The 23627-nt window shown below is 72.3% G+C and carries 17 protein-coding genes and 1 pseudogene; 3 read left to right on the plus strand and 15 right to left on the minus strand.

Annotation, left to right across the window (positions count from 1 at the left end; translation table 11 throughout):
* Nucleotides 1-32: 32 nt before the first annotated feature.
* The 6 genes from ACWD10_RS25485 to ACWD10_RS25510 all read right to left on the minus strand — a co-directional run bounded on the left by ACWD10_RS25485 (nucleotide 33) and on the right by ACWD10_RS25510 (nucleotide 8234).
* Nucleotides 33-689 carry a hypothetical protein gene (locus ACWD10_RS25485; protein WP_451094787.1) on the minus strand — a complete coding sequence of 219 codons (657 nt, stop codon included), beginning with the start codon at nucleotides 687-689 and terminating at the stop codon, nucleotides 33-35.
* On the minus strand, nucleotides 674-1828 hold the full coding sequence (locus tag ACWD10_RS25490; RefSeq protein ID WP_451094789.1) for a ParA family protein: 1155 nt from the start codon (nucleotides 1826-1828) through the stop codon (nucleotides 674-676). Before ACWD10_RS25490 ends, ACWD10_RS25485 begins: the two co-directional genes overlap by 16 nt.
* Nucleotides 1829-2205: 377 nt before the next feature.
* The gene (gene ald, locus ACWD10_RS25495; protein WP_451094791.1) at nucleotides 2206-3321 is read right to left on the minus strand and encodes an alanine dehydrogenase; all 1116 of its coding nucleotides are present in this window, start codon (nucleotides 3319-3321) and stop codon (nucleotides 2206-2208) included.
* 146 nt (nucleotides 3322-3467) lie between these two features.
* Nucleotides 3468-5675, minus strand: coding sequence for a tetratricopeptide repeat protein (locus ACWD10_RS25500; RefSeq protein ID WP_451094793.1), 2208 nt, complete (start codon nucleotides 5673-5675; stop codon nucleotides 3468-3470).
* A gap of 174 nt (nucleotides 5676-5849) precedes the next feature.
* Nucleotides 5850-6476 (minus strand): NUDIX domain-containing protein, encoded by a 627-nt coding sequence (locus tag ACWD10_RS25505; protein ID WP_451094795.1) that lies wholly within the window; start codon nucleotides 6474-6476, stop codon nucleotides 5850-5852.
* 75 nt (nucleotides 6477-6551) lie between these two features.
* Entirely contained in the window at nucleotides 6552-8234 is a 1683-nt protein-coding gene (locus tag ACWD10_RS25510; RefSeq protein WP_451094797.1) for a CTP synthase, read from the minus strand.
* A 434-nt stretch (nucleotides 8235-8668) separates the two neighbouring features.
* Here ACWD10_RS25510 and ACWD10_RS25515 point away from each other — a divergent pair, with 434 nt between their 5' ends.
* Nucleotides 8669-10486, plus strand: a complete 1818-nt coding sequence (locus ACWD10_RS25515; RefSeq protein ID WP_451094841.1) for a glycoside hydrolase family 15 protein — start codon at nucleotides 8669-8671, stop codon at nucleotides 10484-10486.
* A 15-nt stretch (nucleotides 10487-10501) separates the two neighbouring features.
* Here ACWD10_RS25515 and ACWD10_RS25520 read toward each other — a convergent pair whose 3' ends face one another.
* Nucleotides 10502-12199, minus strand: a complete 1698-nt coding sequence (locus tag ACWD10_RS25520; RefSeq protein WP_451094799.1) for a flavin monoamine oxidase family protein — start codon at nucleotides 12197-12199, stop codon at nucleotides 10502-10504.
* Between the two features lie 45 nt (nucleotides 12200-12244).
* The gene (locus ACWD10_RS25525) at nucleotides 12245-13789 is read right to left on the minus strand and encodes an APC family permease (protein ID WP_451094801.1); all 1545 of its coding nucleotides are present in this window, start codon (nucleotides 13787-13789) and stop codon (nucleotides 12245-12247) included.
* A gap of 161 nt (nucleotides 13790-13950) precedes the next feature.
* On the opposite strand from ACWD10_RS25525, the gene ACWD10_RS25530 reads away from it, so the two are divergent.
* The gene (locus tag ACWD10_RS25530; RefSeq protein WP_451094803.1) at nucleotides 13951-15876 is read left to right on the plus strand and encodes a PucR family transcriptional regulator; all 1926 of its coding nucleotides are present in this window, start codon (nucleotides 13951-13953) and stop codon (nucleotides 15874-15876) included.
* A gap of 166 nt (nucleotides 15877-16042) precedes the next feature.
* On the opposite strand, the gene ACWD10_RS25535 is transcribed toward ACWD10_RS25530, so the two are convergent.
* The 6 genes and pseudogenes from ACWD10_RS25535 to ACWD10_RS25560 form a co-directional block, all read right to left on the minus strand.
* Nucleotides 16043-17203 (minus strand): glycosyltransferase family 4 protein, encoded by a 1161-nt coding sequence (locus tag ACWD10_RS25535; RefSeq protein ID WP_451094805.1) that lies wholly within the window; start codon nucleotides 17201-17203, stop codon nucleotides 16043-16045.
* A 500-nt stretch (nucleotides 17204-17703) separates the two neighbouring features.
* Nucleotides 17704-18228: pseudogene (locus tag ACWD10_RS25540) on the minus strand (hypothetical protein); the annotation flags it as partial.
* A 29-nt stretch (nucleotides 18229-18257) separates the two neighbouring features.
* Nucleotides 18258-20009: a DNA repair protein RecN gene (gene recN / locus ACWD10_RS25545; protein WP_451094807.1), complete on the minus strand. Its 1752-nt coding sequence runs from the start codon at nucleotides 20007-20009 to the stop codon at nucleotides 18258-18260.
* A 183-nt stretch (nucleotides 20010-20192) separates the two neighbouring features.
* A complete protein-coding gene (locus ACWD10_RS25550) occupies nucleotides 20193-21176 on the minus strand; it encodes an NAD kinase (protein WP_451094809.1) in 984 nt (327 codons plus the stop codon).
* Entirely contained in the window at nucleotides 21173-21988 is an 816-nt protein-coding gene (locus tag ACWD10_RS25555; RefSeq protein ID WP_451094811.1) for a TlyA family RNA methyltransferase, read from the minus strand. Before ACWD10_RS25555 ends, ACWD10_RS25550 begins: the two co-directional genes overlap by 4 nt.
* Before the next feature lie 7 nt (nucleotides 21989-21995).
* A complete protein-coding gene (locus ACWD10_RS25560) occupies nucleotides 21996-22298 on the minus strand; it encodes a hypothetical protein (RefSeq protein ID WP_451094843.1) in 303 nt (100 codons plus the stop codon).
* A gap of 175 nt (nucleotides 22299-22473) precedes the next feature.
* Here ACWD10_RS25560 and ACWD10_RS25565 point away from each other — a divergent pair, with 175 nt between their 5' ends.
* Nucleotides 22474-22821 carry an alkyl sulfatase C-terminal domain-containing protein gene (locus tag ACWD10_RS25565; RefSeq protein ID WP_451094813.1) on the plus strand — a complete coding sequence of 116 codons (348 nt, stop codon included), beginning with the start codon at nucleotides 22474-22476 and terminating at the stop codon, nucleotides 22819-22821.
* Here the strand turns inward: ACWD10_RS25565 and ACWD10_RS25570 are convergent.
* Nucleotides 22805-23626, minus strand: a complete 822-nt coding sequence (locus ACWD10_RS25570; RefSeq protein WP_451094814.1) for an ABC transporter ATP-binding protein — start codon at nucleotides 23624-23626, stop codon at nucleotides 22805-22807. The two genes, ACWD10_RS25565 and ACWD10_RS25570, sit on opposite strands and share 17 nt — an antisense overlap.
* Nucleotide 23627: the final 1 nt, after the last annotated feature.

Consider the following 23627-nt stretch of genomic DNA (forward strand, 5'->3'; position numbering starts at 1 on the left):
ACGTACGAACAGGCAGGCTACCGTTCCCCGCCTTACCGGCCCCGCAGCCGCCGCACCAGAATGCTGGCGTCGCCCCGCGACTCCAGGTCCGCGAGGACCACCGCGACCGCCTCGCGCACGATCCGCCCGCGGTCGACCGCGAGGCCGTGCTCGCCGCGCAGTACGAGCCGCGCGTGCTCCAGGTCCATCAGTTCCTCGGCGGAGACATAGACCGTGATCTTCTCGTCGTGCCGCTCCCGGCCGCTGGGCCGACGGGCGGCCGCCCGGCCCCGGCGCCGCGCGGGCTGCTGCCCGGCGGAGGCGCCCGCCGCGGAGCGCGCCGCGGACGTCTTGGCGGCTCCGGCCGTGGCCGAACCTTCCTGCGCCTGGCCGGAGTTCCGGCGTGCGGACCGCTCGGACCGCTCGGATCGCTCGGACCGCTCGGCGGACTTTTCGCTCTCCGCGGCACGGCTGCGGTGCTCGCCCGACTCCGCCTCGGCGGCGGCGTGTTCGGTGCTCTCCTCGGCCTCGGCGCCGCCCTGCGCGGGCGGCTGCGGGGCGGCCGGGTCGCTCTCGCCGGCCGGAGCCGGCACGCGCGCCTCGCCGTTGACCTGACGGCGGCCCGACTTGGGAGTGGACGCCTGCAGCGCCGTGCCCCCGGTGGTGCGGAACAGTTCGTCGGCCCCCGGCAGACTCACTCGGCGTGACACCGGGCGAGCACCTCCCTGGCGAGCTGGCGATAGGCGGCGGCACCCACGGAGTTGGAGGCGTACGTGGTGATCGGCTCACCGGCGACGGTGGTCTCCGGGAAGCGCACGGTCCGGCCGATCACCGTGTGGTAGACGTGATCGTCGAACGCCTCGACCACGCGGGCCAGGACCTCACGGCTGTGCACGGTGCGCGAGTCGTACATCGTCGCGAGAATGCCGTCGAGCTCCAGGTCCGGGTTGAGACGTTCCTGCACCTTCTCGATGGTCTCGGTGAGCAGCGCGACCCCGCGCAGCGCGAAGAACTCGCACTCGAGCGGCACGATCACCTTGTGCGCCGCGGTGAGCGCGTTCACCGTGAGCAGACCGAGCGAGGGCTGGCAGTCGATCACGATGAAGTCGTAGTCCTGCATGAGCGGCTTGAGCGCCCGCTGCAGCGTGGACTCGCGCGCGACCTCGGAGACCAACTGCACCTCGGCGGCCGAGAGGTCGATATTGCTCGGCAGCAGGTCCATGTTGGGCACGGCGGTCTTCAGGAGCACCTCGTCGGCGGCCATGCCCCGCTCCATGAGCAGGTTGTAGACCGTGAGGTCGAGCTCCATCGGGTTGACGCCGAGGCCGACGGAGAGCGCGCCCTGCGGGTCGAAGTCGACGAGCAGGACCCGGCGTCCGTACTCCGCGAGCGCGGCACCCAGGTTGATGGTCGACGTGGTCTTGCCGACGCCGCCCTTCTGGTTGCACATCGCGATGATCTTCGCCGGGCCGTGGTCGGTCAGTGGCCCCGGGATCGGGAAGTACGGCAGCGGGCGCCCGGTCGGGCCGATCCGCTCCCGGCGCTGGCGGGCGGCGTCCGGGGCGAGCGTGGCCGCGTACTCGGGGTCGGGCTCGTACTCGGCGTCGGGGTCGTAGAAATGCCCCTCGGGCAACTCGTCGTAGTCGGCGAACTGAGCGGGGCTCTCGCCGCTCGGGTCGCCGGCCATGGCGTTCACTTGATGGCCATCCATGCTCTGGTGGGCTGAAAGCGTCGACTGCGGACGCTGTGTCTGCTGCGCGCGCTCGGTGTTCTGGCGGTCGGCGAAGGTGCGGACAGCGACGGAGCCGACAGCCTCGAGCCCCGTGGGACCCGGTCCCTGCGCAGGCATTCCTGGTTGACCACCCCCGGGAGTAAATGTCGACTCATTCACAAGTCGTCTTACCTCCTTGGTGACCAGGAAACTTCTAGATAGGTCAGCGTGGCACCATGCCGACGGTTGGCGACTCTATGGCGTGTCACCGGTCCGCAGCAACACAATCCGCCGGACCCGGCCCGATGTGTCGGCGCCCGAACACCCCTGTGTCAAGGGTGCACAGGGAGCGCACGGGCTGTATCGCGGGTGTACGAATCGGTGGAAGGGTTGCGTAGAAGGCGAGTTGACCGAGCTTCACAAAGTGACCCGATACACACGCGACCGGACCTTGGCGAGCAAGGTCCGGTCGCGTGCGCGCAGTTGACGTGCGAGGTTGACGCGCTCCTGGCGGGTCAGCCGAGCAGGGCGCTGAGCTCGACGCTCTCCAGGCCGTGGGCCTCGGCGACGGGGCCGTAAACGACCTTGCCGTCATGGGTGTTGAGGCCGAGCGCGAGCGCCGGGTCGCGCCGCAGCGCCTCGGTCCAGCCGCGGTTGGCGAGCTCCACGATGTACGGCAGCGTGGCGTTGGTCAGTGCGTACGTCGAGGTGTTGGGCACGGCGCCGGGCATGTTGGCGACGCAGTAGAAGACCGAGTTGTGCACCTTGAAGGTCGGCTCGGCGTGGGTGGTGGGACGCGAGTCCTCGAAGCAGCCGCCCTGGTCGATCGCGATGTCGACAAGGACACTTCCCGGCTTCATCTTGGCGACGAGCTCGTTGGTGACCAGCTTCGGGGCCTTGGCGCCCGGGATGAGCACGGCACCGATGACGAGGTCGGCCTCGACGACGGCCTTCTCCAGCTCGTAGGCGTTGGAGACGATCGTCTGCACCTTGGTGCCGAAGATCTTGTCGGCCTCGCGCAGCTTGTTGATGTCCTTGTCGAGCAGGGTCACGTGGAAGCCCATGCCGACGGCGATCTGGGTGGCGCTCCAGCCGGAGACGCCGCCGCCGATGACGACGGCCTTGCCGGCGTGGGTGCCGGGCACGCCGCCGGGCAGCACGCCGCGGCCGCCGTTGAAGGCCATCAGGTGGTAGGCGCCGACCTGCGGGGCGAGGCGGCCCGCGACCTCGGACATCGGGGCGAGCAGCGGCAGCGCGCGGTTCGCGGTCTCCACCGTCTCGTACGCGATGGCCGTGGTGCCCGACTCGAGGAGCGCGTCGGTGCACTCCTTGGAGGCGGCCAGGTGCAGGTAGGTGAAGAGCGTCTGGTCCTTGCGGAGGCGGTGGTACTCCTCGGCGATCGGCTCCTTGACCTTCAGAAGCAGGTCGGCGGTCGCCCAGACCTCATCGGCGGTGGGCAGGATCGTGGCGCCCGCGGCAACGAACTCGGCGTCCGTGATCGAGGAGCCGACGCCGGCGTTCTGCTCGATGACGACCTGGTGGCCGTGGCGGACGAGCTCGTGCACTCCGGCAGGGGTGATCGCCACCCGGAACTCGTTGTTCTTGACTTCGCGAGGGATGCCGACCTTCATCGTCGATCACGGTCCTTGGCTCTGGGGATGTTTCAAGCAATGGCAAGACATACCCGTATGCACTGCGGCACACCGGGCGACACCGCGGAAACACGCGGCAGAGCCAGTCTAATGAAGGATTATTCGCTGTCTAGCCTTTCAATGCATCAATCTTTGTCGGATGCACTGCGGATTTCGTAGGTGGAGGGGGTTCCTCCGGCTGGCTTCTCCCTGGTCCAGGCCGTGTTGGGGGCGTCGACGATCTCCGAAGGTCCGGTGCTCCCGCCGTGTTCGGTGAGCTCCGCTCCCAGCATGCGCTCGGCGGCGGCCCGGTGCAGCCCGGCGGCGGCGGGGTCGCCGAGCCGGTCGAGGGTGTCGGCCAGACGCAGCTGGAGCGCCGCGAGCAGCCGTACGTCCTGCGCCTCGCGCGCCCAGTCCACGGCCTCGCGGCAGGTGCGCAGGCATTCCTCGGGGCGGCCCGCGTACTCCTGGACCCGGGCCATCTCGCTCAGCGCCCGGGCGTGCGCCGGGATGTCCCCGGCCTTGCGGTAGCCGGTGACCGCGGAGCGCCAGTTGCGCAGCGCCTCGCCGTAGCGGCCCGCGTAGGTGTGGGCGGTGCCGATCCGGCCGTACAGGCGGGCGGCGTCGAGCCGCTCCCCGCGGGCGAGCCGCTCGCTCAGGGCGCGCCCGAACCAGTCGGCGGCCCGCGGCCAGTCCCCCAGCTCCTGGTAGGCGCCGCCCACGGATTCCATCGCGCGACCGGTGGCGTACGGGTCACGGGCCGCGCGCGCCGCGTCGAGGGCGGCCCGGTAGCGCTCGAGGGCCTCGCGGGTACGGCCGGTACCGGCGTCGAGGTCGCCGAGGTTGAGCAGCGCGGCGGCCTGCTCGCGGGGCAGGTCGCGGCGCTCGGCGACGTCCAGGACCAGGCGGTGGATGCCGTACAGCTCGGGCGCGGCCGCCTCGGTGCCGTCGTGTGCGACCAGGGCCCGGGTCAGCGCGGCCATCAGGCGCCGGGCCAGGGTGTCGAGCTCCCCGTCGGCGACCGCGAGCCGGGCCGAGGCGAGCAGCGCGGGTCGGCGCAGGTGCAGCCACTCGGCGGCCGCGTCCGGGCTCGGGAACCGCAGCGCGCGCGGCAACCCGGCCAGGCGCTTGCGGGCCGGGGAGCCCTCCGGCTCGGTGACGGCGCGGCAGGACTGCAGCAGCCGCACGGTGCGCTCCAGCATCCGGGCGCGCGCCAACTGCAGCTCGCCGGGCCGGTCCTGGGTCTCCGCGAGCCCGCGCAGAAGCGGAAGGAGACAGCCGGGCACCTCGTACTGGGGCAGCGGCCCGGGCACGCGGCGCAGCAGGCCGAGCGCGGCGAAGTCGTCGAGGATGGTGCGGGCCGCGGAGATCGAGCATCCGGCCAGGGCGGACGCGGTGTGCGGGTCGGCGAGGCCCACGGGGGCCAGGCTGAGCAGGCGCAGTATCCGCGCGGCGGGCGCGGGCAGTGCGTCGTACACGAAGCGGAACACCCTGGCGATGCTGCCGAAGCTGCCGAGGCCCCCGAGTGGGCCCTTGCCGCCGCCGGAGCCCGCGACGCCCCCGACGCCCCCGACGCCCTCGTGCTCGGGCCGGTTGTGCAGCAGCTTGGCGAGCGAGGCGACGGAGGCCTTGGGCCGGTCCGCGAGCCAGCCACCGGCCAGGACCAGGGCGGCGGGCTGGTGGGCGCACAGCTCGGCGAGGTGCTCGGCGGCGCGCGGGTCGACGGTGACGCGCACGGATCCGGTGTACGCGCTGAGCAGCTCGAGGGCGGACTTGGTGTCGAGGCCGCCGAGGGTGCACGGCCGTACGTCCGTCATGCCGGTGAGCGGCCCCTCGGCGGTGGCGACGACCAGGCACTTCGGGGCATCCGGAAGCAACGGTTCGACCTGCTCCGCGGTGGCGGCCCCGTCGAGAAGGAGCACGGCCCGGCGTACCGCGAGCGCCTCCCGCAGCACCTCGGTCAGCTCGTCCTCCGCGGCGCCGGGCGCGACCGCGACGCCGAGCAGGGCGAGCAGCTCCCGCGCGGTGCGCTCGGTGGGCACCAAGGTTCCGTCGGGCTCGGTGAGGCGGGCGCGCAGCACGCCGTCCGGGTAGCCGTCGCGGAGCTGACGGGTCAGCTCCTCGGCGAGCGCGGTGCGGCCGGAGCCGGGGCGTCCGGCGATCAGCAGGACGCGGGCGCGGGGCGGCGTGCGGCCGACGAGGGTGTCCAGGCCGGTGCGGGAGATATCCGCCCGCAGTTCCTTCAACTCCCGCTGCCGGCCGACGAACTCCGGGTTCCCCTCGGGGCGCACCGCACCGGGTGCGTCCTCCGCCACGGGCGAGGGCGCCTGGATGTCCACCGCCTGATCCGTCACGGGCCACGCTCCCGTTCAGCTGCGCACAGAGCCCGACCGCGGCTGCGGTCGGGGGGACTCTGAGCGTAGTTCAGGACCTGCGGTGTTCCGGGGCGAGCGGGCCCGCGGGATCCCTCGATCGGATCAGTAGATCGTCACACCGGTCGAGGGCCATCCGGCCGGTGTGACACACCATCAGGCCTCGAACGGCCGCGCGGGCCACGGCGCCTGGGCCGGGCGGAGGGCGTCGAGACCGTCGCCCTGCTGGGCCGCGATGAGCGAAAGGACGCCGACTACCAGGCAGTTGTTGTGCAGCTCTCCGGCGAGCACACCGCGTACGAGCTCGTCCACGGGCACCCGCGCGAGCTCCATGTCGGCCTCCTCCTCGGAGACCTCGAAGCGCTCCCCCTCGGCCTCCGAGAGGTCACGGGCGAGGAAGATCCGCACGGCTTCGTCACAGCCGCCGGGGGTGGTGAAGACATCGGTGAGGACCCGCCAGTCCTCGGCCTTGACGTGCGCCTCCTCGTACAGCTCGCGCTGGGCGGCGTGCAGCGGATTCTCGCCGGGTACGTCGAGCAGTCCGGCCGGGATCTCCCAGAGCTTGTGCCGCACGGGGTGCCGGTACTGGCGGATCACCAGGGCGCGGCCCTGGTCGTCCAGGGCGAGGACGGCGACCGAGCCGGGGTGGACCTGGTAGTCGCGGCGGACGACCGAGCCGTCCGGCATGACCACGTCGTCGGTGCGGACGCTGGTCTTGTTGCCGGTGAACGGGGTGGCCGTGGCCTCGATCCGCCACTCCTCGGCGGTGTCCTTGATCGTCATGAACTGTGTCCTCCCACACGAAAGCCGGGGCACGGACCGCAAGGCCCGCACCCCGGCAACCGTATCTCTCGTGTCTTACTTGCCCGACTTGCCCTTGGCCGCGGGCTTCTCTACCTGCTGCTGCCGCTCGACGGCCGCCTTCACCAGGCCCGCGAAGAGCGGGTGCGGGCGGGTCGGGCGGGAGCGCAGCTCCGGGTGGGCCTGGGTGGCGACCAGGTAGGGGTGGACGTCACGCGGGTACTCGACGTACTCGACGAGCTTGTTGTCCGGGGACGTGCCGGAGAACTGGAGCCCCGCGTTCTTCTCCAGCTCCGAGCGGTACGAGTTGTTGACCTCGTAGCGGTGCCGGTGGCGCTCCTCCACGTACTCCTTGCCGTCGTACACCTCGCGCACGATGGAGCCCTCGGCGAGCTTGGCCGGGTACATGCCGAGCCGCATGGTGCCGCCCATGTCGCCCTCACCGGCGACGATGTCGAGCTGCTCGGCCATGGTGGAGACCACCGGGTGCGCGGCCGCCGCGTCGAACTCGGTGGAGTTGGCCTCCTGGATGCCGAGCAGGTTGCGGGCCGCCTCGATGACGATGCACTGCAGGCCCAGGCAGATGCCGAGCAGCGGCACCTTGTTCTCACGGGCGTACGTGATGGCGCCGACCTTGCCGTTCACGCCGCGGTCGCCGAAGCCGCCGGGGACGAGGATCGCGTCGACGTCGCCGAGCTGCTTGGCCGCGCCCGCCGGGGTCTTGCAGTCGTCCGAGGCGACCCACTTGACCTTGACCCGGGCCTTGTTCGCGAAGCCGCCGGCGCGCAGCGCCTCGGTGACCGAGAGGTAGGCGTCGGGCAGGTCGATGTACTTGCCGACCAGGGCGATGGTGATCTCGTGGTTCGGGTTGTGCACCCGGTCGAGCAGGTCGTCCCACTGGGTCCAGTTCACATCGCGGAACGGCAGGTCCAGCTTGCGTACGACATAGGCGTCCAGGCCCTCGGTGTGCAGGACCTTCGGGATGTCGTAGATCGACTTGGCGTCGATGGCGGCGACCACGGCGGCCTCGTCGACGTCGCACATCAGCGAGATCTTGCGCTTGATGGAGGTCGGCACCTCGCGGTCGGCGCGCAGCACGATGGCGTCGGGCTGGATACCGATGTTCCGCAGCGCGGCCACCGAGTGCTGGGTCGGCTTGGTCTTCAGCTCGCCGGACGGGCCGATGTACGGGAGCAGCGAGATGTGCACGACGAAGACGTTGTCGCGGCCGACCTCGTGGCGGACCTGGCGGACCGTCTCCAGGAACGGAAGGGACTCGATGTCGCCGACCGTGCCGCCGACCTCGGTGATGACCACGTCGACGTCGTCGGTGGCCATGCGGCGGATGCGGTGCTTGATCTCGTTGGTGATGTGCGGGATGACCTGCACGGTGTCACCGAGGTACTCGCCGCGCCGCTCCTTGGCGATGACCTGCGAGTAGACCTGGCCGGTGGTGACGTTGGCCGAGCCGTCGAGGTCGACGTCGAGGAAGCGCTCGTAGTGGCCGATGTCCAGGTCGGTCTCGGCGCCGTCGTTGGTGACGAACACCTCACCGTGCTGGAACGGGTTCATCGTGCCCGGGTCGACGTTCAGGTACGGGTCGAGCTTCTGCATCGTGACCCGAAGGCCCCGCGCCTTGAGGAGCTGGCCCAGGCTGGAGGCGGTCAGGCCCTTGCCGAGGGAGGAGGCGACACCCCCGGTGACGAAGATGTGCTTGGTCGTCGTGGCTTTGGGCGGCATGGCCAAGAGGGGGCTCCCGTGGTCGCGAGGTGGTGGTGCGTACCGGCGTCCGGCCCGGAGCTTCGGGGGTGCCGTCGCTGCGGTTCGGGGGGGCGGCGGTCTGTCGCGGTTGCCCACCGGTCCACGGGCCACCAGGGTATCAGCGGGATGAGGGGGCTGCGCCCGCCCGCGCTCGCGCCGCTCCGTCCGCACGTTCCGTGGCGGCCATGTCACTGTCCGACCGCCTTCACTTGACGCTCACCCGTAAAGCGCAAACGCGTTGCCAAGACGGGTGCGCGGATCACCAGGGTGCGTCGTATCCTGCTCGGACGCTCGCTGCCGAGCCGGGCCCGGCGCAAGGCACCATCCCCGCCCGACCGGAACACCAAGCTCGTCAACGACCCTTGACTGCAGTGCAAGCGCCCTGCGGGGCGGACGTGGCCGTTCGACTGGAGATGTACGTGGCCGGGCGCATCGAAGATTACGCACTCATCGGCGATATGCAGACCGCTGCTCTGGTCTGCAGAGACGGCACGATCGACTGGCTCTGCCTGCCCCGCTTCGACTCACACGCCATCTTCGCGGGCCTGCTCGGCACCGGGGAGCACGGCTTCTGGCGGCTCGGCCCGGCGAACGGGAACGGGAACGGCAGCGAGCCGCCCGCGGCCACCCGTCGCAGCTACCGGGGCGACTCCCTGGTCCTGGAGTCCGAGTGGGACACCGGGCGCGGCACGATCCGGGTCACCGACTTCATGCCGCCGCGCGAGGGCGCCGCACCCCAGCTCGTGCGCATCGTCGAGGGGGTCAGCGGGCGCGTACCGGTGCGCTCGGCGCTGCGGATGCGGTTCAGCTACGGCCGCGTCGTGCCCTGGGTGCACAAGGTCGACGGTCGTACGGTCGCGGTGGCCGGGCCGGACTCGGTGTGGCTGGACACGCCCGCGGAGACGTACGGCAAGGACCTCACGACGTACTCGGACTTCTCCGTCGCCCCCGGGGACCGGATCACCTTCACCCTCAGCTGGCAGCCCTCGCACCAGGAGCCGCCGCCGCTGCCCGACCCGGAAGGCGCCCTGGAGGCGACCCAGGACTTCTGGCGCGACTGGATCGAGCACTGCACGTACCACGGGCCCTACCGGGACGCGGTGGTCCGCTCCCTGATCACGCTGAAGGCGCTGACCTACGCACCGACCGGCGGCATCGTGGCGGCGCCGACCACCTCGCTGCCGGAGGACATCGGCGGTTCGCGGAACTGGGACTACCGGTTCACCTGGCTGCGCGACGCCGCGATCACCCTCTCCTCGCTGCTGCGCACCGGCTACCGCGAAGAGGCCCGGGCCTGGCGCGAGTGGCTGCTCCGCGCGGTCGCGGGCGACCCGGAGAACCTCCAGATCATGTACGGCATCGCGGGCGAGCGTGAGCTGGGCGAGGCCGAGCTCGACTGGCTGCCGGGGTACGAGAACTCCACACCCGTACGGGTCGGCAACGGCGCCGCGCACCAGCTCCAGCTCGATGTGTACGGCGAGGTCACCGAGGCCCTGCACCTGGCCCATATGACGGGGCTCACCCGCAACGACTACGCCTCACTGCTTCAGCTCAAGCTGATCCGCTACCTGGAGACGCACTGGGAGCAGCCGGACGAGGGCATCTGGGAGGTGCGCGGCCCGCGTCGGCACTTCGTGCACTCCAAGGTGATGGCCTGGGTCGCCGTGGACCGCACCATCAAGCTGATCGAGTCGGGCGACGCGGACGGCCCGATCGAGAAGTGGCGCGAGCTGCGCGACGACATCCACCGGGACGTGTGCGAGAAGGGCTACGACCCGGAGCGCAACACCTTCACGCAGTCGTACGGCTCCAAGGAGCTGGACGCCTCGCTGCTGCTCATTCCGCAGGTGGGCTTTCTGCCGCCGGACGACAAGCGGGTGGTCGGCACCATCGAGGCGATCCAGCGGGAGCTGTCCACCCCGGACGGCTTCGTGCTGCGCTACCCGACCTCCGGCGAGCACGCGGGCGTGGACGGCCTGGAGGGTGACGAAGGGGCGTTCCTGGCCTGCTCGTTCTGGCTCGCGGACGATCTGGCGATGATCGGGCGCGTGGACGAGGCGCGGCAGCTCTTCGAGCGGCTGCTCTCGCTCCGGAACGACCTGGGGCTGCTCGCCGAGGAGTGGGATCCGCGGCTGCAGCGCCAGGTCGGGAACTTTCCGCAGGCGTTCAGCCACGTGCCGCTGATCGACACGGCACTGCGGCTGACGGCTTCGGGGGCGTACGGCGGCTAGCCGGTTCTACGGCGGTCAGCCGAGCTTCTCGATCACCTCGCGGGCGGCGCGTTCGCCTTCCGTCGCGCCGCCTTCCATGAAGCCCTGGAAGTCGTACGCGCAGTGCTCACCGGCGAGGTGAATGTTGCCCTGGGCGGTGCCCTCGTAGTTGGCGTAGCGGCTGACGTAGCCGACGGGCCAGCTGGAGTAGGCGCCCAGGGCGTACGGGTCGCGGTGCCAGGCGGAGAGCTGGGCCCGGCCGGTCCAGGCGGCCCTTGTGCCGGGGTAGATCCGGTCGACGCCGGTGAGGCGGGTGGCCGCCAACTCCTTGACGTACGGGTCGGATTCGGTGGCGAACGGGGTGCCGGGGGTCAGGCCCGCGGCGAGGCTGCCGCTGTTGAACTGGATCATGATGCCGCCGCTGCCGGGCTGTGCCTTGGTGGTGTCCCAGAGCTGCTGCAGCTCGTCACCAGTGAAGGTGTCGCCCGCACCGACGCCGGGCCAGGGGCCGGTGCCGCGCCAGGGGCGGTCGGTGAACTGCATGTTGAGCTTGGTGCAGGTGCCCATGCGGGCGGCGCGCAGCAGGTTCGTCATGCGGGTGTCGAAGGCGGCCGCGGACAGGTCGAGGCGCTGCAGGACCGGCAGCGGCAGGCACAGGATCGTGTGGTCGGCGGTGACGGTGCGGGTGCTGCCGGAGTCGTCGAAGGTCAGGGTCTGGGTACCGTCGGCGCCCGCGCGCACCGCTTGGAGGGACCAGCCCGGGCGCAGGGTGCCATCGGCGAGTTCGGCGGCGATGGCGTTCGGGAGCTGATCGTTGCCGCCGGTGATGTGGTAGCGCTCGTCGGACAGGCCCCAGATGTTGAAGTGGCCCGGATTGGGCTGGTAGCCCATGAGCAGCACGAGGGCGAGCGAGGACTGCTCGGGGGTGTCGAGGCCGTATTCGATGTTGTACGCGACGTCGAAGAACTGGCCGAGTGGCGAGGCGAAGCCGCCGGGGACGCGGGACTCGATCCACTCGCGGATGCTCATGTGGTCCAGGAGCGTGCCGTGTTCGGTGGTCTGGTTCCACATCACCTCGCCCGCCTTCTGGAGGTCGCTTCGTAGCGCCTGGTAGACGCCCTTGAAGTCCTCGTCGGCCTGGGAGCGCGGGTAGTAGGTGCCGTCGAACCAGAGGATTTCCTCGGCGCCGTTGGGGCCCGCGGCCGCGAAGTCCTCGACCTTCAGGCCGAATCGGCGGGCCAGTTCCAGCATCTTCTTGTGGCCGGTGTCGATCAGCTCGCCGCCGATCTCGGAGCTCTGGCCGTACGCCCAGTGGTCGCGTTGGGTCCAGATGCGGCCGCCGACGCGGTCCGGATTCGCCTCGTACAGGGTGCAGTTCAGGCCCGCGTCCTTGAGCGTGAGCGCGGCGGTCAGGCCCGCGATGCCGGCGCCGACGACGGCTATGCGGGCGTCGGCACGCGCGCGTGCGGGTGCGGGTGTGGGTGTGGGTGTGGGTGTGGGTGCGGCCTGGGCGGGGGCCGTACTTCTGTTGTACGCGGCGCCGCCGACGCCCGCCGCGAGGCCGACGGCGGCCGCGCGCTTGAGCAGGGCGCGGCGGCTGCTGCCGGACGGGGGCTCGGCGGCGGCTTCGGCGCGCAGGCCGCGCAGGTCGGCGACGGGGATGCGGAGGCGTTCCGCGTCGGCGTGGTCGGCGGCGAGGCGCTTGAGGAGGTGCATGGGGCGGGTGCGTGCCATGGACTGCTCTCCTTCTGTAGTGACCGATCAGGCTGTAGTGACCGATCAGGGGTGGGCGGGGGCCGGATCGACGGGTTCCTCGGTGCGTTCCTGGGCGTCCTCCAGGACGATCCGGCCGATGACCTCGTAGCTCTCCGGCCGCTTGGCCCGCAGGTACAGGGCCAGGGCGAGCCCGCCGAAGAAGACCGTGCCGACGATCCACGGGATCAGGCGGAAGAAGACCGAGTCGGCGGCGGTGCCTGCCGCGGTCTCCATGTTGAGCAGCAGCAGGACGACCACGGCGGTCATGCCGATGCCGCCGAGCAGTGGCGCCGTGAAGGTACGGAACCAGTGCCGGTCCTCGGGGTGGTGGTGGCGGAAGTAGCCGATGACGGCGAACGAGCAGAGCGTCTGCACGATGAGGATCGCCATCGTGCCGAGGATCGCGAGCAGCGTGTAGAGGTGGATGTACGGGTCCTGGCCGGTGGCCCAGAACAGGGCGACGAGCGTGACCGCGATGGCGCTCTGCACGCAGGACGCGATGTACGGGGAGCCGTGCTTCGGGTGCGTACGGCCGAGGGCCCGGTGCAGGAAGCCCTCGCGCCCGACGGCGTACAGATAGCGCGCGGCGCACTGGTGGAAGGCCATGCCGCAGGCGAACGAGCCGGTGAGCAGCAGCCATTGGAACGCGGTCACGGCCCAGTCGCCGATGAAGGTGCGCGTCGGGGCGAAGAACACGTCCAACGGGTTGTCGGAAGTGGCGAGACGGACCGACTCGTCCAGACCGTTACCGGCGAGGGTCATCCAGGACACGAAGATGTAGAAGAGGCCGACGCCGACGACCGCGACGAGGGTGGCCTTGGGGATGATCCGCTTCGGGCTGCGGGACTCCTCCCCGTACATGGCGGTGGACTCGAAGCCCACCCACGACCAGAACGCGAAGAACAGGCCGAGCCCGGCCGACGCCCCGGTGAAGGCGTTGCCGGGATTGACCGGCTCCAGGGGGATGCCGTCCGGGCCGCCGCCGTTCACCACGACCGCCATGGCCACCCCGAAGAGCACCGCTATCTCGGCGACCAGGACGATGCCGAGCGCGCGGGCGGTGAGGTGGATGTCGAAGAACGCGAGGACGCCGGTGACCGCGAGCATCAGCGCCGCGTACACCGTCCAGTGCAGGTCCACGCCGAGCTGATCGGCGACGGTGGTCTTCGCGAAGTACGAGAAGACGCCGACGATCGACGCCTCGAAGACGACGTACGCGAGGACCGCGAGCATCCCGGAAGCCATGCCCGCGGCCCGGCCCAGGCCGTGCGAGATATAGCCGTAGAAGGCACCGGCGGCGGTGATCCGCTTCGCCATGGCGACGTAGCCGACGGAGAAAACGGTCAGTACAAGAGTGGCGAAGAGATAGCCCGCGGGGGCGCCGGTGCCGTTGCCGAAGCCGACGGCGATGGGCACGTTGCCGGTCATCGCGGTGATCGGGGCGGCGGTGGCCACGGCCATGAAGACGACGCCGACCAATCCGACGGAGTTGGCCTTGAGGCGGTCGACCGGCGGGCGGTCCGGGGCGCCGCCGGTGGCTCTGCTGGGTTCCTGGGAGGTTGCACTCATGGCCGGGCAGCCTGGCCCCCGGGTGACGCAGGCCACAACCGACAGGAGGTCGCACAATTGCCGTGTGCGGGCGACGAGTTGTCGTCCCGGCAGGGCCGTGGATCACGCCCGTAATCGCCCGGAGATGGTCCTGGAACACGCACGCGAGTAGCGTTCGAAGGATGGACACGCACAGCCCCCAGGCCGGTATCACGGTGCAGCGCGCCCTTGAGCTTCCCGGACTGCGCGGCGGCCTCCCGGAAGTCGTCACGGGCGCCGACCGGCTGCAGCGCACGGTCCGCTGGGTGCACGCGGGCGAGGTGCCCAATATCGCGTCCCTACTGAAGGGCGGCGAACTGCTGCTCACCACGGGCCTCGGACTCGGCACCCGGCCCGCCGATCAGCGGGCCTTCATCCGCAAGCTCGCCGAGCGGCGGATCGCGGCCCTGGTGGTCGAGCTGGGGCCACGGTTCGCCCGGCTGCCCGCGGCGATCGTGGACACGGCCAGGTCGGCCGGGCTCCCGCTGGTGCAGCTGCACCGCGAGGTGCCCTTCGTGGCCGTCACCGAAGAGGTGCACACCGAGATCGTCAACGGCCACTACGCGCTCCTTCAGCAGGCCGAAGAGGTGCACCGGCGGTGCACGGAGGCGCTGCTCGGCGGCGGTGGTGTGCCGCAGGTCCTCGCGATCCTCGCGGAATTCAGCGGCAACCCGGTGTTCCTGGAGACGGCGGACGGGCAGCTCCTGTACGCCGCCGGGGCACCGGAGCCGGGCGGCGCGGCCCGCGGCGCCGGGGCCGGTGCGGCGGGCGGTCCGGGGTCGGCCCCGGGCGTCGACCCGCTCCAGGTCTGGGAGGGGCTGCGGGGCGGACGGTCACGCGAAGAGGGGCCGCCGGCCGGGGCCGTACTCGTGGACGTACCGGGCGGCGGGCCCGGGGCACCGGGACCGGGCGGGACGACGACGGGTGCCGGGACGGGCTCCGGCACGGTCGGCGGCCCGGGGCTCCCCGGAGTCGGACCGGTCGGGCCAGTCGGGTCCGGCGGATTCGGCGGATTCGGCGGATTCGGCGGGTCCGATTCCGATACGTCCGGTACAGAGGACGGGACGGCCGGAAACGGTGGCCCCTCCGGGGGGCGCGGGTCCTTCGGGGCGTACGCGCCCACATCCGTGCGGGCCCGGATCGTGCTGCTCCCGGTGTCGGCGCCACTTCAGCCGGTGCACCGGATCGCGGCCGAGCGCGCCGCGGGCAGCCTCGCCGTCGTCCTGATGCAGGCCCGGCAGGAGGAGGAGCTGGCGGCCCGCGGCCGCGGCGACTTCCTGACCGACCTCGCGGAGGGCCGCATCACCGCGGAGGACGCCCCGGCCCAGGCCCGCGTCCTCGGGTTCAAGCCGGGAGACGGCCCGCTGCTCCCGGTGGTGATGCGGCTGCCCGACGGCACCGTGAGCCGCTCCCCCGGCGGCGCACTCGCGGTCCTCGCGCGCGCCGTCGCCGAGGAGCTGGCCGCGGTGGGCGTGCCGACGCTGCTCGGCGTCCGCCCGGTGGAGGGTCGGGTTCCGCTGCTGCTCGGGCTGCGCTCGGAGTCGGAGCGTACGGCTGTCGCGGACCGGGTGGCGGCGGCGCTGCGGACCGGCGCGGAGCGGGCGGGGCTGCACGGCGCCGGGGTGCAGCCGCCGGTCGTGGTGGTGGGCGTCGCGGGCGGCTGGGCGGCGGCGTCGGCGGGGCTCCGGCACGCCGCCGAGACGGCCACGGCGGCGCAGGGCCTCACCGACCGGCCCTGGTACGACGCCCGCCGTCTCGACACGGAACTCCTTCTGTGGCGCCTTCGCCACCACGACGACGGCACCGCGCTCGCGGCCTTCGTGGAGCGGGCGATCGGCCCGCTGCGGGAGCACGACCGACGGTCCAAGTCGCCGCTCCTGCCCACCCTGGAGACGTATCTGACGCATGCGGGACGGAAGGCGGAGACGGCGCGCGAGCTGCATCTCAACCGACAGACGCTCTACAACCGGCTCGGCCGGATCGCGGAGCTCCTCGGCACGGACCTGGACGACCCACAGACGGTCCTCGCGCTGAGCTTGGCGCTGCGGGCGCGGCGGTTGGTGCCGTAGCGAACAAGCCCGTCCGGCGTTTGAGGACGAGGCCGTTCAGGCCGACCAAGGGGGTCTTGGGGCGCAGCCCCCTCACGCGGCGTCAGCCGCAGATCGACACAGCCGGCACCCTGGCCGACGGCGCGGGACGGACGTGGTCGGCACAACGCGTTCCGCCCTCGGAGGCTCAGCGTGCGAACGACTGGGTCAGCTCGTCGTACACGCTCAGGATCTGCGCCACCGTCGCGTCCTCGGTCGGCCAACTCGCCGCCTGCGCGAACCCCTTGGCGCGAAGCCGCGCCCGTCGCGCCGGGTCGGCGAGGAGTCCCGTGACCGCCGCGGCCAGGGTCTTCGCATCGCCGTACGGGACGAGTTCCGCGCCCTCGCCGACCAGTTCGGGGATGCCGCCGACCGCGGTCGCGACGAGCGGGACCCCGGCGTGCAGCGCCTCGTGGGCCAGGACCGGACGGGACTCCCAGCGGCTCGGCAGCACCGCGAGGTCGGCCGCGGCGAGCAGGTCCGGCACGTCGTCACGGCGCCCGGCCAGGCGTACCGGCAGCCCCTCCAGGTCGATACGGCGCTGTAGCACCCCCCGCTCAGGACCCTCACCCGCGATGACGAGGAGCGGCACCGGGTCGAGGCGGCACCACGCGTGCGTGGCGTCGAGCAGGGTGCCGTAGCCCCGGTGCGGGTCGAGGGATCCAACGGCGAGCAGCAACGGGCGGTCGACGGCGCCGAGTTCGGCCCGGGCCTTGTGCCGCAGGCGGTCGGCGTCCATGAGCCCCGGCGGTTCGGCGCGGCGCGGCGCCGGGAACGCGATGGGGGCCAGGCGGGCGTCCCGGGCGCCGCGGGTGCGGGCCCGGTCGACCAGCTCCGACGAGGTGCCGAGGACGACGGCCGAGGCCCGGGCGACGCGCCGCTCGACGAGCCGCAGCGCCTGCGCCCGCGCGCCCTCGGCGCAGGCCCGGGTGTGCCAGGTGACGACGAGCGGGGTGCGCCGCCCCACGGTCCGGCCGCGGCTGCCGCGCAGCGCGAGCGAGGAGCGGACGGCGGCGTGCAACCCGTGCGCGTGCACCACGTCCGCGTCGGCGCAGGCCGCGCGCAGGGAGGCCACCGACGCCGGGTCACTGCGGCGCGGCACGGGCACGAAGCGCGCCCCGGCGCCGGTGAAGTCGTACGGCTCGTCGAGCGCGGCGGGCGCGCACACGGTGACCCGCACGCCGCGGGCGACGAGCCCGGCGGTCAGCGAGCGGACGTGCACACTGCTGCCCGCGCTGCCGCCGCCGAGTACCTGCACGGTGCGCAGCGGCGGCTGTCCCTGCGGAGGTGGGCTGCTCACCTGGGTCACGTGGCCGGGGCTCCTGGGTTCCTGGATCGGCGACGGGCGGGACGGGGGCGGCATGCGCTGCGGGACCGCGTACGGGTGTGTGACACGCCCCGCCAAGGATGCCAGTCCGCACGGACGTTCCGGCACCGCCGCGGTTACGAGGCCGTGTCGGGCCGGGACGAAGACCTGGCGGACCACCCACACGGGTGAGCGTTCGCGCTTCTGTGTCTTACGGATCACGATCCGTACCGTCGGCTCGGTTGCCGCACCTGGGGGCTTCTTCCCCAGTCCCGCCCCTTCCCGTAAGCAAGGGGGCTCTGCCCCCTGCACCCCCGCTCCTCAAACGCCGGAGGGGCTTGATTGACCCCGTCTTCCCCACCCGTCCGGAACCAGGCTCACTCATCAGCCCGTCCGGCGTTTGAGGACGACGCCCGTTCAGGGCGGAGACGGGGGTCTGGGGGCGAAGCCCCCAGTTACGGGAAGGGGCGGGACTGGGGAAGAAAGCCCGCCGCGGGCACCCCGGCCGCGTTAGCCCTTCCCGGGCGTACGTCCACCAGGTTGACGAGATGCGCGGATCCCGCGACGACGACACCCGCCAGCAGCCGGTCGAGCGGGCGCTCCTTCAGTAGAGCCCCGGCAGCGAGACCCGCCGCCCCTATGCCGAAGAGCTTGACCGAGCCGCTGGTCACCTCGCCCCGGCGCAGCGCCGACAGGTGGGCGCGGAAGCCGCGGCGTGGGTCACCGGCGGCCGCCACGTCGTCGTAGCCGCCACAGACCCCCGCGGCGGTCACCGCGAGAACGGCCGCCGCACGCGCGCGTGCCGGTGTGCTGCGCGCGGCCGCGGCGCCGAGGGCGGCACCCGCGACGGCCGCGGGCCCGGCGCAGAGGTTCACGGTGCGTCCGGCGTAGTTCTTGCGCTCCCAGCGGTCCCGGCCGCCGGGCGCGGAGCGCCGCAGCAGCTCGTACCCGGCTCTGGCGGCCCCAAGTGCCTCCAGAAATACGGCCGACGGCCGTCCGACCCACACGCCCACTGTCTGCACACTCATCCGCCGAACCTACGCAAGCGTTCCGCGGGTCAGCCGTCCGTACGGGCCGCCGCGAGCAGTTCCTCCGCATGGGCCCGGGCCGTCTCCGAGTCCTCCTGGCCCGCGAGCATCCGGGACAGCTCCCGTACCCGGTCCTCGCCCTCAAGGACCTGCACGCCGGAGCGCGTGACCGAGCCGTCGTTGGTCTTCTCGACCAGGAGCTGCCGGTCGGCGAAGGCCGCCACCTGCGGCAGGTGCGTGACCACGACGACCTGCGCGGACCGGGCGAGCCTGGCCAGGCGGCGGCCCACCTCGACGGCCGCCTTGCCGCCGACGCCCGCGTCGACCTCGTCGAAGAGGTACGTCGGCACCGGGTCGGAGCCCGCGAACACCACCTCGACCGCCAGCATCACGCGGGACAGCTCACCGCCCGACGCACCCTTCGCGATCGGCCGGGGCGGGGCCCCGGGGTGCGGGGCGAGCAGCAGCTCCACCTCGTCGACGCCGCTTGCCGTGTACGCGACCCGGCGGCCGCCGACCTCGACGCCGTCCGCGTCCTCGGCCACCTCGGTCTGCCGGATATCGATGCTCACGCGCGCGTGCGGCATGGCGAGCGAGGCGAGCTCGGCGGTGACGGCCGCCGCGAACCGCTCGGCGGCCTCCGTCCGGGCGTCCGTCAACGCCTGGGCGAGACCGGCGAGTTCGGCGCTGAGCGCGTCCCGCTCGGTGGTCAGCTCGGTGATCCGGTCGTCGTCGCCGTCGAGTTCGGTGAGCCGGGCGGCGCTCTGTTCGGCCCAGGCGAGTACGGCATTGATGTCCTCGCCGTACTTCCGGGTCAGCGCCGTCAGGTCCGCGCGCCGCTCCTCGACCGCCGCGAGCCGCAGCGGGTCGGCGTCCAGGTTGTCCGCGTACCCGGCGAGCTCGCCCGCCACGTCGGAGAGCAGGATGCCCACCTCGCCGAGGCGTTCGGCGAGTCCCGCCAGGGCCGGGTCGTGTGCGCGGACCGCGTCCAGGGCGCGCTGCGCGGCGCCGACGAGCGTGCCCGCGTCGACCGCCTCGGGGTCCTCGGGGTTCCCGGCCAGCGCGCCGTGCGCGGCGCTCGCGGCGGAGGCGAGGGCCTCGGCGTGGCCGAGCCGTTCGGCCTCGGCGGCGAGTTCGGCGTCCTCGCCCGCGCGCGGCTCGACCGCGGCGATCTCGTCGAGGCCGAAGCGGAGCAGATCGGCCTCCTGGGCGCGTTCCCGCGCGCGCGTGGTCAGCTCGTCCAGCTCCGTCGCGACCGCGCGCAGGCGGCGGTACGCGGCGGTGTACTTGGCCAGCGGTACGGCGACCGCGTCACCCGCGTACCGGTCGAGCGCCCCGCGCTGCCGGGCGGGCTTGAGCAGGCCCTGCTGGTCGGTCTGGCCGTGCACGGCCACGAGGTCGTCGGCGAGTTCGCCGAGCAGGCCGACCGGCACGGAGCGGCCGCCCAGGTGGGCGCGTGAGCGGCCCTCGGCGGAGACCGTACGGCTGATGAGCAGGGCGCCGTCGTCGAGTTCGGCCCCGGCCTCCTCGGCGCGCACCACGGCCGCGGCGTCCGGGGGCACCGTGACCCGGCCCTCCACCACCGCCGACTTCGCGCCGATCCGCACCAGGGCGGGGTCGGCGCGCCCGCCGAGCAGCAGACCCAGGCTGGTGACCACCATCGTCTTGCCCGCGCCGGTCTCGCCGGTCACGGCGGTGAAGCCGGGTGACAGCTCGACGACCGCGTCGTCGATGACTCCGAGCGACCGTATCCGCATCTCCTCCAACACGGACACGACCATACGAGGTCAGGGACCCGGTGTGCGACGGACCCCGTGCCCCGGTCGGGAACCCGCAGGTGGTGAGGGGGCCTCCGGTTCGGCTTTCACTCGCGGGGATGGGCGCCCACGCGCGCGTACCGACCGAACACCACGCGCGCGTACTCCCCAAAAACCCGCCACGCGCGCGTGGCGCCGGAAAACCCCTCAGGTCCGGTCCGGCGACCCCCGCCACCCCGACACGGGCAGCGCGAACTTGGCGACGAGGCGGTCCGCGAACGACGCGTGGTGCAGGCGGGCGAGGCGCACCGGGACGGCGCTGCGGCGGACCTCCACCCGTGCGCCCCGGGGCAGTTCGACGGTGCGGCGGCCGTCGCACCACAGCACGCCGTGCGGCGTGTGCTGCTGCACCTCGACGGCGAGCACCGACGACGGCGAGGTCACCAGGGGCTTGGCGAACAGGGCGTGCGCGCTGATCGGCACCATGAGGAGCGCCTCGACCTCCGGCCACACCACGGGACCGCCCGCCGAGAACGCGTACGCCGTCGAACCGGTCGGCGTCGCGCAGACGATGCCGTCGCAGCCGAAGCCGGAGACGGGGCGGCCGTCGATCTCCAGGACGACCTCGAGCATCCGCTCGGCGGACATCTTCTGTACGGCCGCCTCGTTGAGCGCCCAGTCGGCGTACACGACGGCGCCGTTGTTGCGTACCCGCACATCGAGGGTCATGCGCTCCTCGACCTCGTACGCGCGCCGGACGACCCGGTCGACGACCTTGTCGAGGTCGTCCCGCTCGGCCTCGGCGAGAAACCCGACCCGGCCGAGGTTGACGCCGAGCATCGGCACCCCGGAGGCGCGCGCGAACTCGGCGCCGCGTAGCAGCGTGCCGTCGCCGCCGAGCACCACGATCAGCTCACAGCCCTCCACGACAGCGGGTCCGCCGTCGGCGACCTGCTCCACGGCGGCGGGCAGCGGCAGGTCGCATGCCTCGGCCTCGAGGACGCGCACGCCGATGCCACTCTTCAGGAGCCCCAGGACGACGAGTTCGGCGCTGCGGATCGCGGCGGGCCGGCCGGTGTGGGCGAGCAGGAAGACGGTACGCCGCGTCTCGTCGGCCGCCTCGGGTTCAGCGGCCGCACCGGTTGAACTGGTTACACCGGTTACTTCAGGAACATCGGATACGTCGGTCAACGAGGCCCCTCCGCCACTGCACGTTCGACATCCGCGGGATCGAGCTCGGGCGCTCCGGCCCTGAGCCAGAGAAAGTACTCGACGTTACCGGACGGGCCGGGCAGCGGACTCGCGGTCACGCCGCGCACGCCGTAGCCCAGCTTCCACGCCTGCGCGGCGACGGTGCGCACGGCCTCGGCACGCAGTTCGGGGCTGCGCACCACGCCGCCGCTGCCGAGCCGTTCCTTGCCGACCTCGAACTGCGGCTTGACCATCAGGACCAGGTCGGCGCCGTCCGCCGCGCAGCGCGCCAGGGCGGGCAGGACCAGGCCGAGCGGAATGAATGAGAGGTCGCCGACGACGAGGTCCACGGGCTTGCCGTCGATCGCCTCCAGGGTCAACTCGCGTACGTTCGTACGGTCCTTGACGGTGACCCGGTCGTCGCTCTGCAGTGACCAGGCGAGCTGGCCGTAGCCGACGTCGACGGCGACGACGTGGGCCGCGCCCGCGCGCAGCAGGACGTCCGTGAAGCCGCCGGTCGAGGCGCCCGCGTCCAGGGCGCGCCGCCCCTCGACGGCCAGGCCCTGCGGCACGAAGGCCTGCAGGGCGCCCGCGAGCTTGTGCCCGCCGCGCGATACGTAGTCGGGGTCGCTGTCGTCCGCGGCGACCACGATGGCGGCGGCGGTCTCCACCTGCGTGGCGGGCTTGGTCGCGGTGTTCCGGTCCACGGTCACGCGTCCGGCGGCGATCAGCTGGCTGGCGTGCTCCCGTGAGCGGGCCAGCTTGCGGCGTACCAGCTCGGCGTCGAGACGGCGGCGTGCCACTCCTGCCACGTTCGGTTCAGCTCCTGTTGTCGTACGGACCCGTGGGGGCGGCCGGGGCCGGTGGGCCCGGGCGCGCGTCGAGGGCGGTCAGCGTGGACCGCATCCCGTCGTGTACATCCTCGTACACCTCGAGATGTCCGTCCGTGGCGAGGTGGTCGACATCGCCGAGCCGCTCCAGGGCGGCGTCCACCTCGGCGTTCCCGGTGGGGGTGCGGGGGACGCCGAGCGGCGCCGGGGCGGCAGGCTCGTACGGAGTGGCGGCGGTTTCGGGGGCCGTCTCTTCTTCTGTAGGGACGGTTTCGGGGGCGTCCGGCGCCAGGCTCGAGGCCGTCGCTTCTTCGGTAGAGACGGTTTCCGGGGCGTTCGGCGCCAAGCCCGCGGCCGTCGCTTCTTCAGTGGTCGCCGAAGGGCCCTCCGGGTCCGCCTGTGCACCCGGCATCGTGTCGCTCATGGGCCCGACGCTACCGCGAACCGCTGGGGTACCGTCGCTCCCGATGGCGACGATCGACGAGTGCCGCAGCGCACTGGGAAAACTCTCGGACAACCTGGCCGGGGCAGACGGGGACGTGCGCAGCGCCGCCGCCCTCGACCGCTCCCTGAGCTGCCTCATCACGGACCTGAACACCACGTTCACCGGCCGTCTCGAGAACGGCCGGATCACGGTGTCCGGCGTACACGACGGACCGCCGCGCGAGAAGGCGCAGATCCGCCTCGCCATGACCGGCGACGACCTGGTGGCCCTGGTCGACGGCGAGCTGAACTTCGCCCGCGCCTGGGCCTCGGGCCGGGTGAAGCTGGAGGCCGCCTTCCGCGACCTCCTCCGCCTCAGGACGCTGCTTTAGCGGGCTCCGCCGGGACCCGCCGTGCCTTCCGCGCGGCCGGGACCACCAGCGGAGTGCCCGTCTCCGGGTCGTCGATGACCTGACACGGCAGCCCGAAGACCCGCTCGACCAGGTCGGCCGTGACGATCTCGGACGGCGCGCCCTCCGCGATCACGGCACCGTCCCGCAAGGCGATGAGGTGGGTGGCGTACCGCGCGGCGTGATTCAGGTCGTGCAGTACCGCCACGAGCGTGCGGCCCTGCTCCTCGTGCAGCTCGGCGCAGAGGTCGAGTACGTCGATCTGGTGCTGGATGTCGAGATACGTGGTCGGCTCGTCGAGCAGCAGCAGCGGCGTCTCCTGGGCGAGGGCCATCGCGATCCACACGCGCTGCCGCTGCCCGCCGGAGAGCTCGTCGACGTACCGGTCCGCCAGTTCGGCGACCCCGGTCGCGGCCATGGACTCCCGCACGACCCGCTCGTCATCCCTGGACCACTGCCGCAGCAGGCCCTGGTGCGGGTAGCGGCCGCGCCCCACCAGGTCGCCCACGGTGATCCCGTCGGGCGCGATCGAGGACTGCGGGAGGAGCCCGAGCGTCTTCGCGACCTTCTTCGCGGGCATGGAGTGGATCGTCTGTCCGTCGAGCAGCACCCGCCCCTGCGTGGGCTTGAGCATCCGTGAAAGGGCCCGCAGGAGCGTGGACTTGCCGCAGGCGTTCGGGCCGACGATCACCGTGAAGGAGTGGTCGGGTATCCCGACCGAGAGGCGTTCCGCGATGATCCGCTGGTCGTAGCCGAGGGTGACGTCGTCGGCGATGAGGCGGTTCATT

It is taken from the genome of Streptomyces sp. NPDC002851, assembly GCF_053591935.1.

Bases quoted from the DNA above. Each gene is read 5' to 3' on its own strand.
- ACWD10_RS25530 (WP_451094803.1), top strand. From the start codon at position 13,951: ATGGACACGCACAGCCCCCAGGCCGGTATCACGGTGCAGCGCGCCCTT.
- ald (WP_451094791.1), bottom strand. From the start codon at position 3,321: ATGAAGGTCGGCATCCCTCGCGAAGTCAAGAACAACGAGTTCCGGGTG.
- ACWD10_RS25510 (WP_451094797.1), bottom strand. From the start codon at position 8,234: ATGCCGCCCAAAGCCACGACGACCAAGCACATCTTCGTCACCGGGGGT.
- recN (WP_451094807.1), bottom strand. From the start codon at position 20,009: ATGGTCGTGTCCGTGTTGGAGGAGATGCGGATACGGTCGCTCGGAGTC.
- ACWD10_RS25520 (WP_451094799.1), bottom strand. From the start codon at position 12,199: ATGGCACGCACCCGCCCCATGCACCTCCTCAAGCGCCTCGCCGCCGAC.
- ACWD10_RS25515 (WP_451094841.1), top strand. From the start codon at position 8,669: ATGTACGTGGCCGGGCGCATCGAAGATTACGCACTCATCGGCGATATG.
- ACWD10_RS25525 (WP_451094801.1), bottom strand. From the start codon at position 13,789: ATGAGTGCAACCTCCCAGGAACCCAGCAGAGCCACCGGCGGCGCCCCG.
- ACWD10_RS25570 (WP_451094814.1), bottom strand. From the start codon at position 23,626: ATGAACCGCCTCATCGCCGACGACGTCACCCTCGGCTACGACCAGCGG.
- ACWD10_RS25505 (WP_451094795.1), bottom strand. From the start codon at position 6,476: ATGACGATCAAGGACACCGCCGAGGAGTGGCGGATCGAGGCCACGGCC.
- ACWD10_RS25490 (WP_451094789.1), bottom strand. From the start codon at position 1,828: ATGCCTGCGCAGGGACCGGGTCCCACGGGGCTCGAGGCTGTCGGCTCC.
- ACWD10_RS25565 (WP_451094813.1), top strand. From the start codon at position 22,474: ATGGCGACGATCGACGAGTGCCGCAGCGCACTGGGAAAACTCTCGGAC.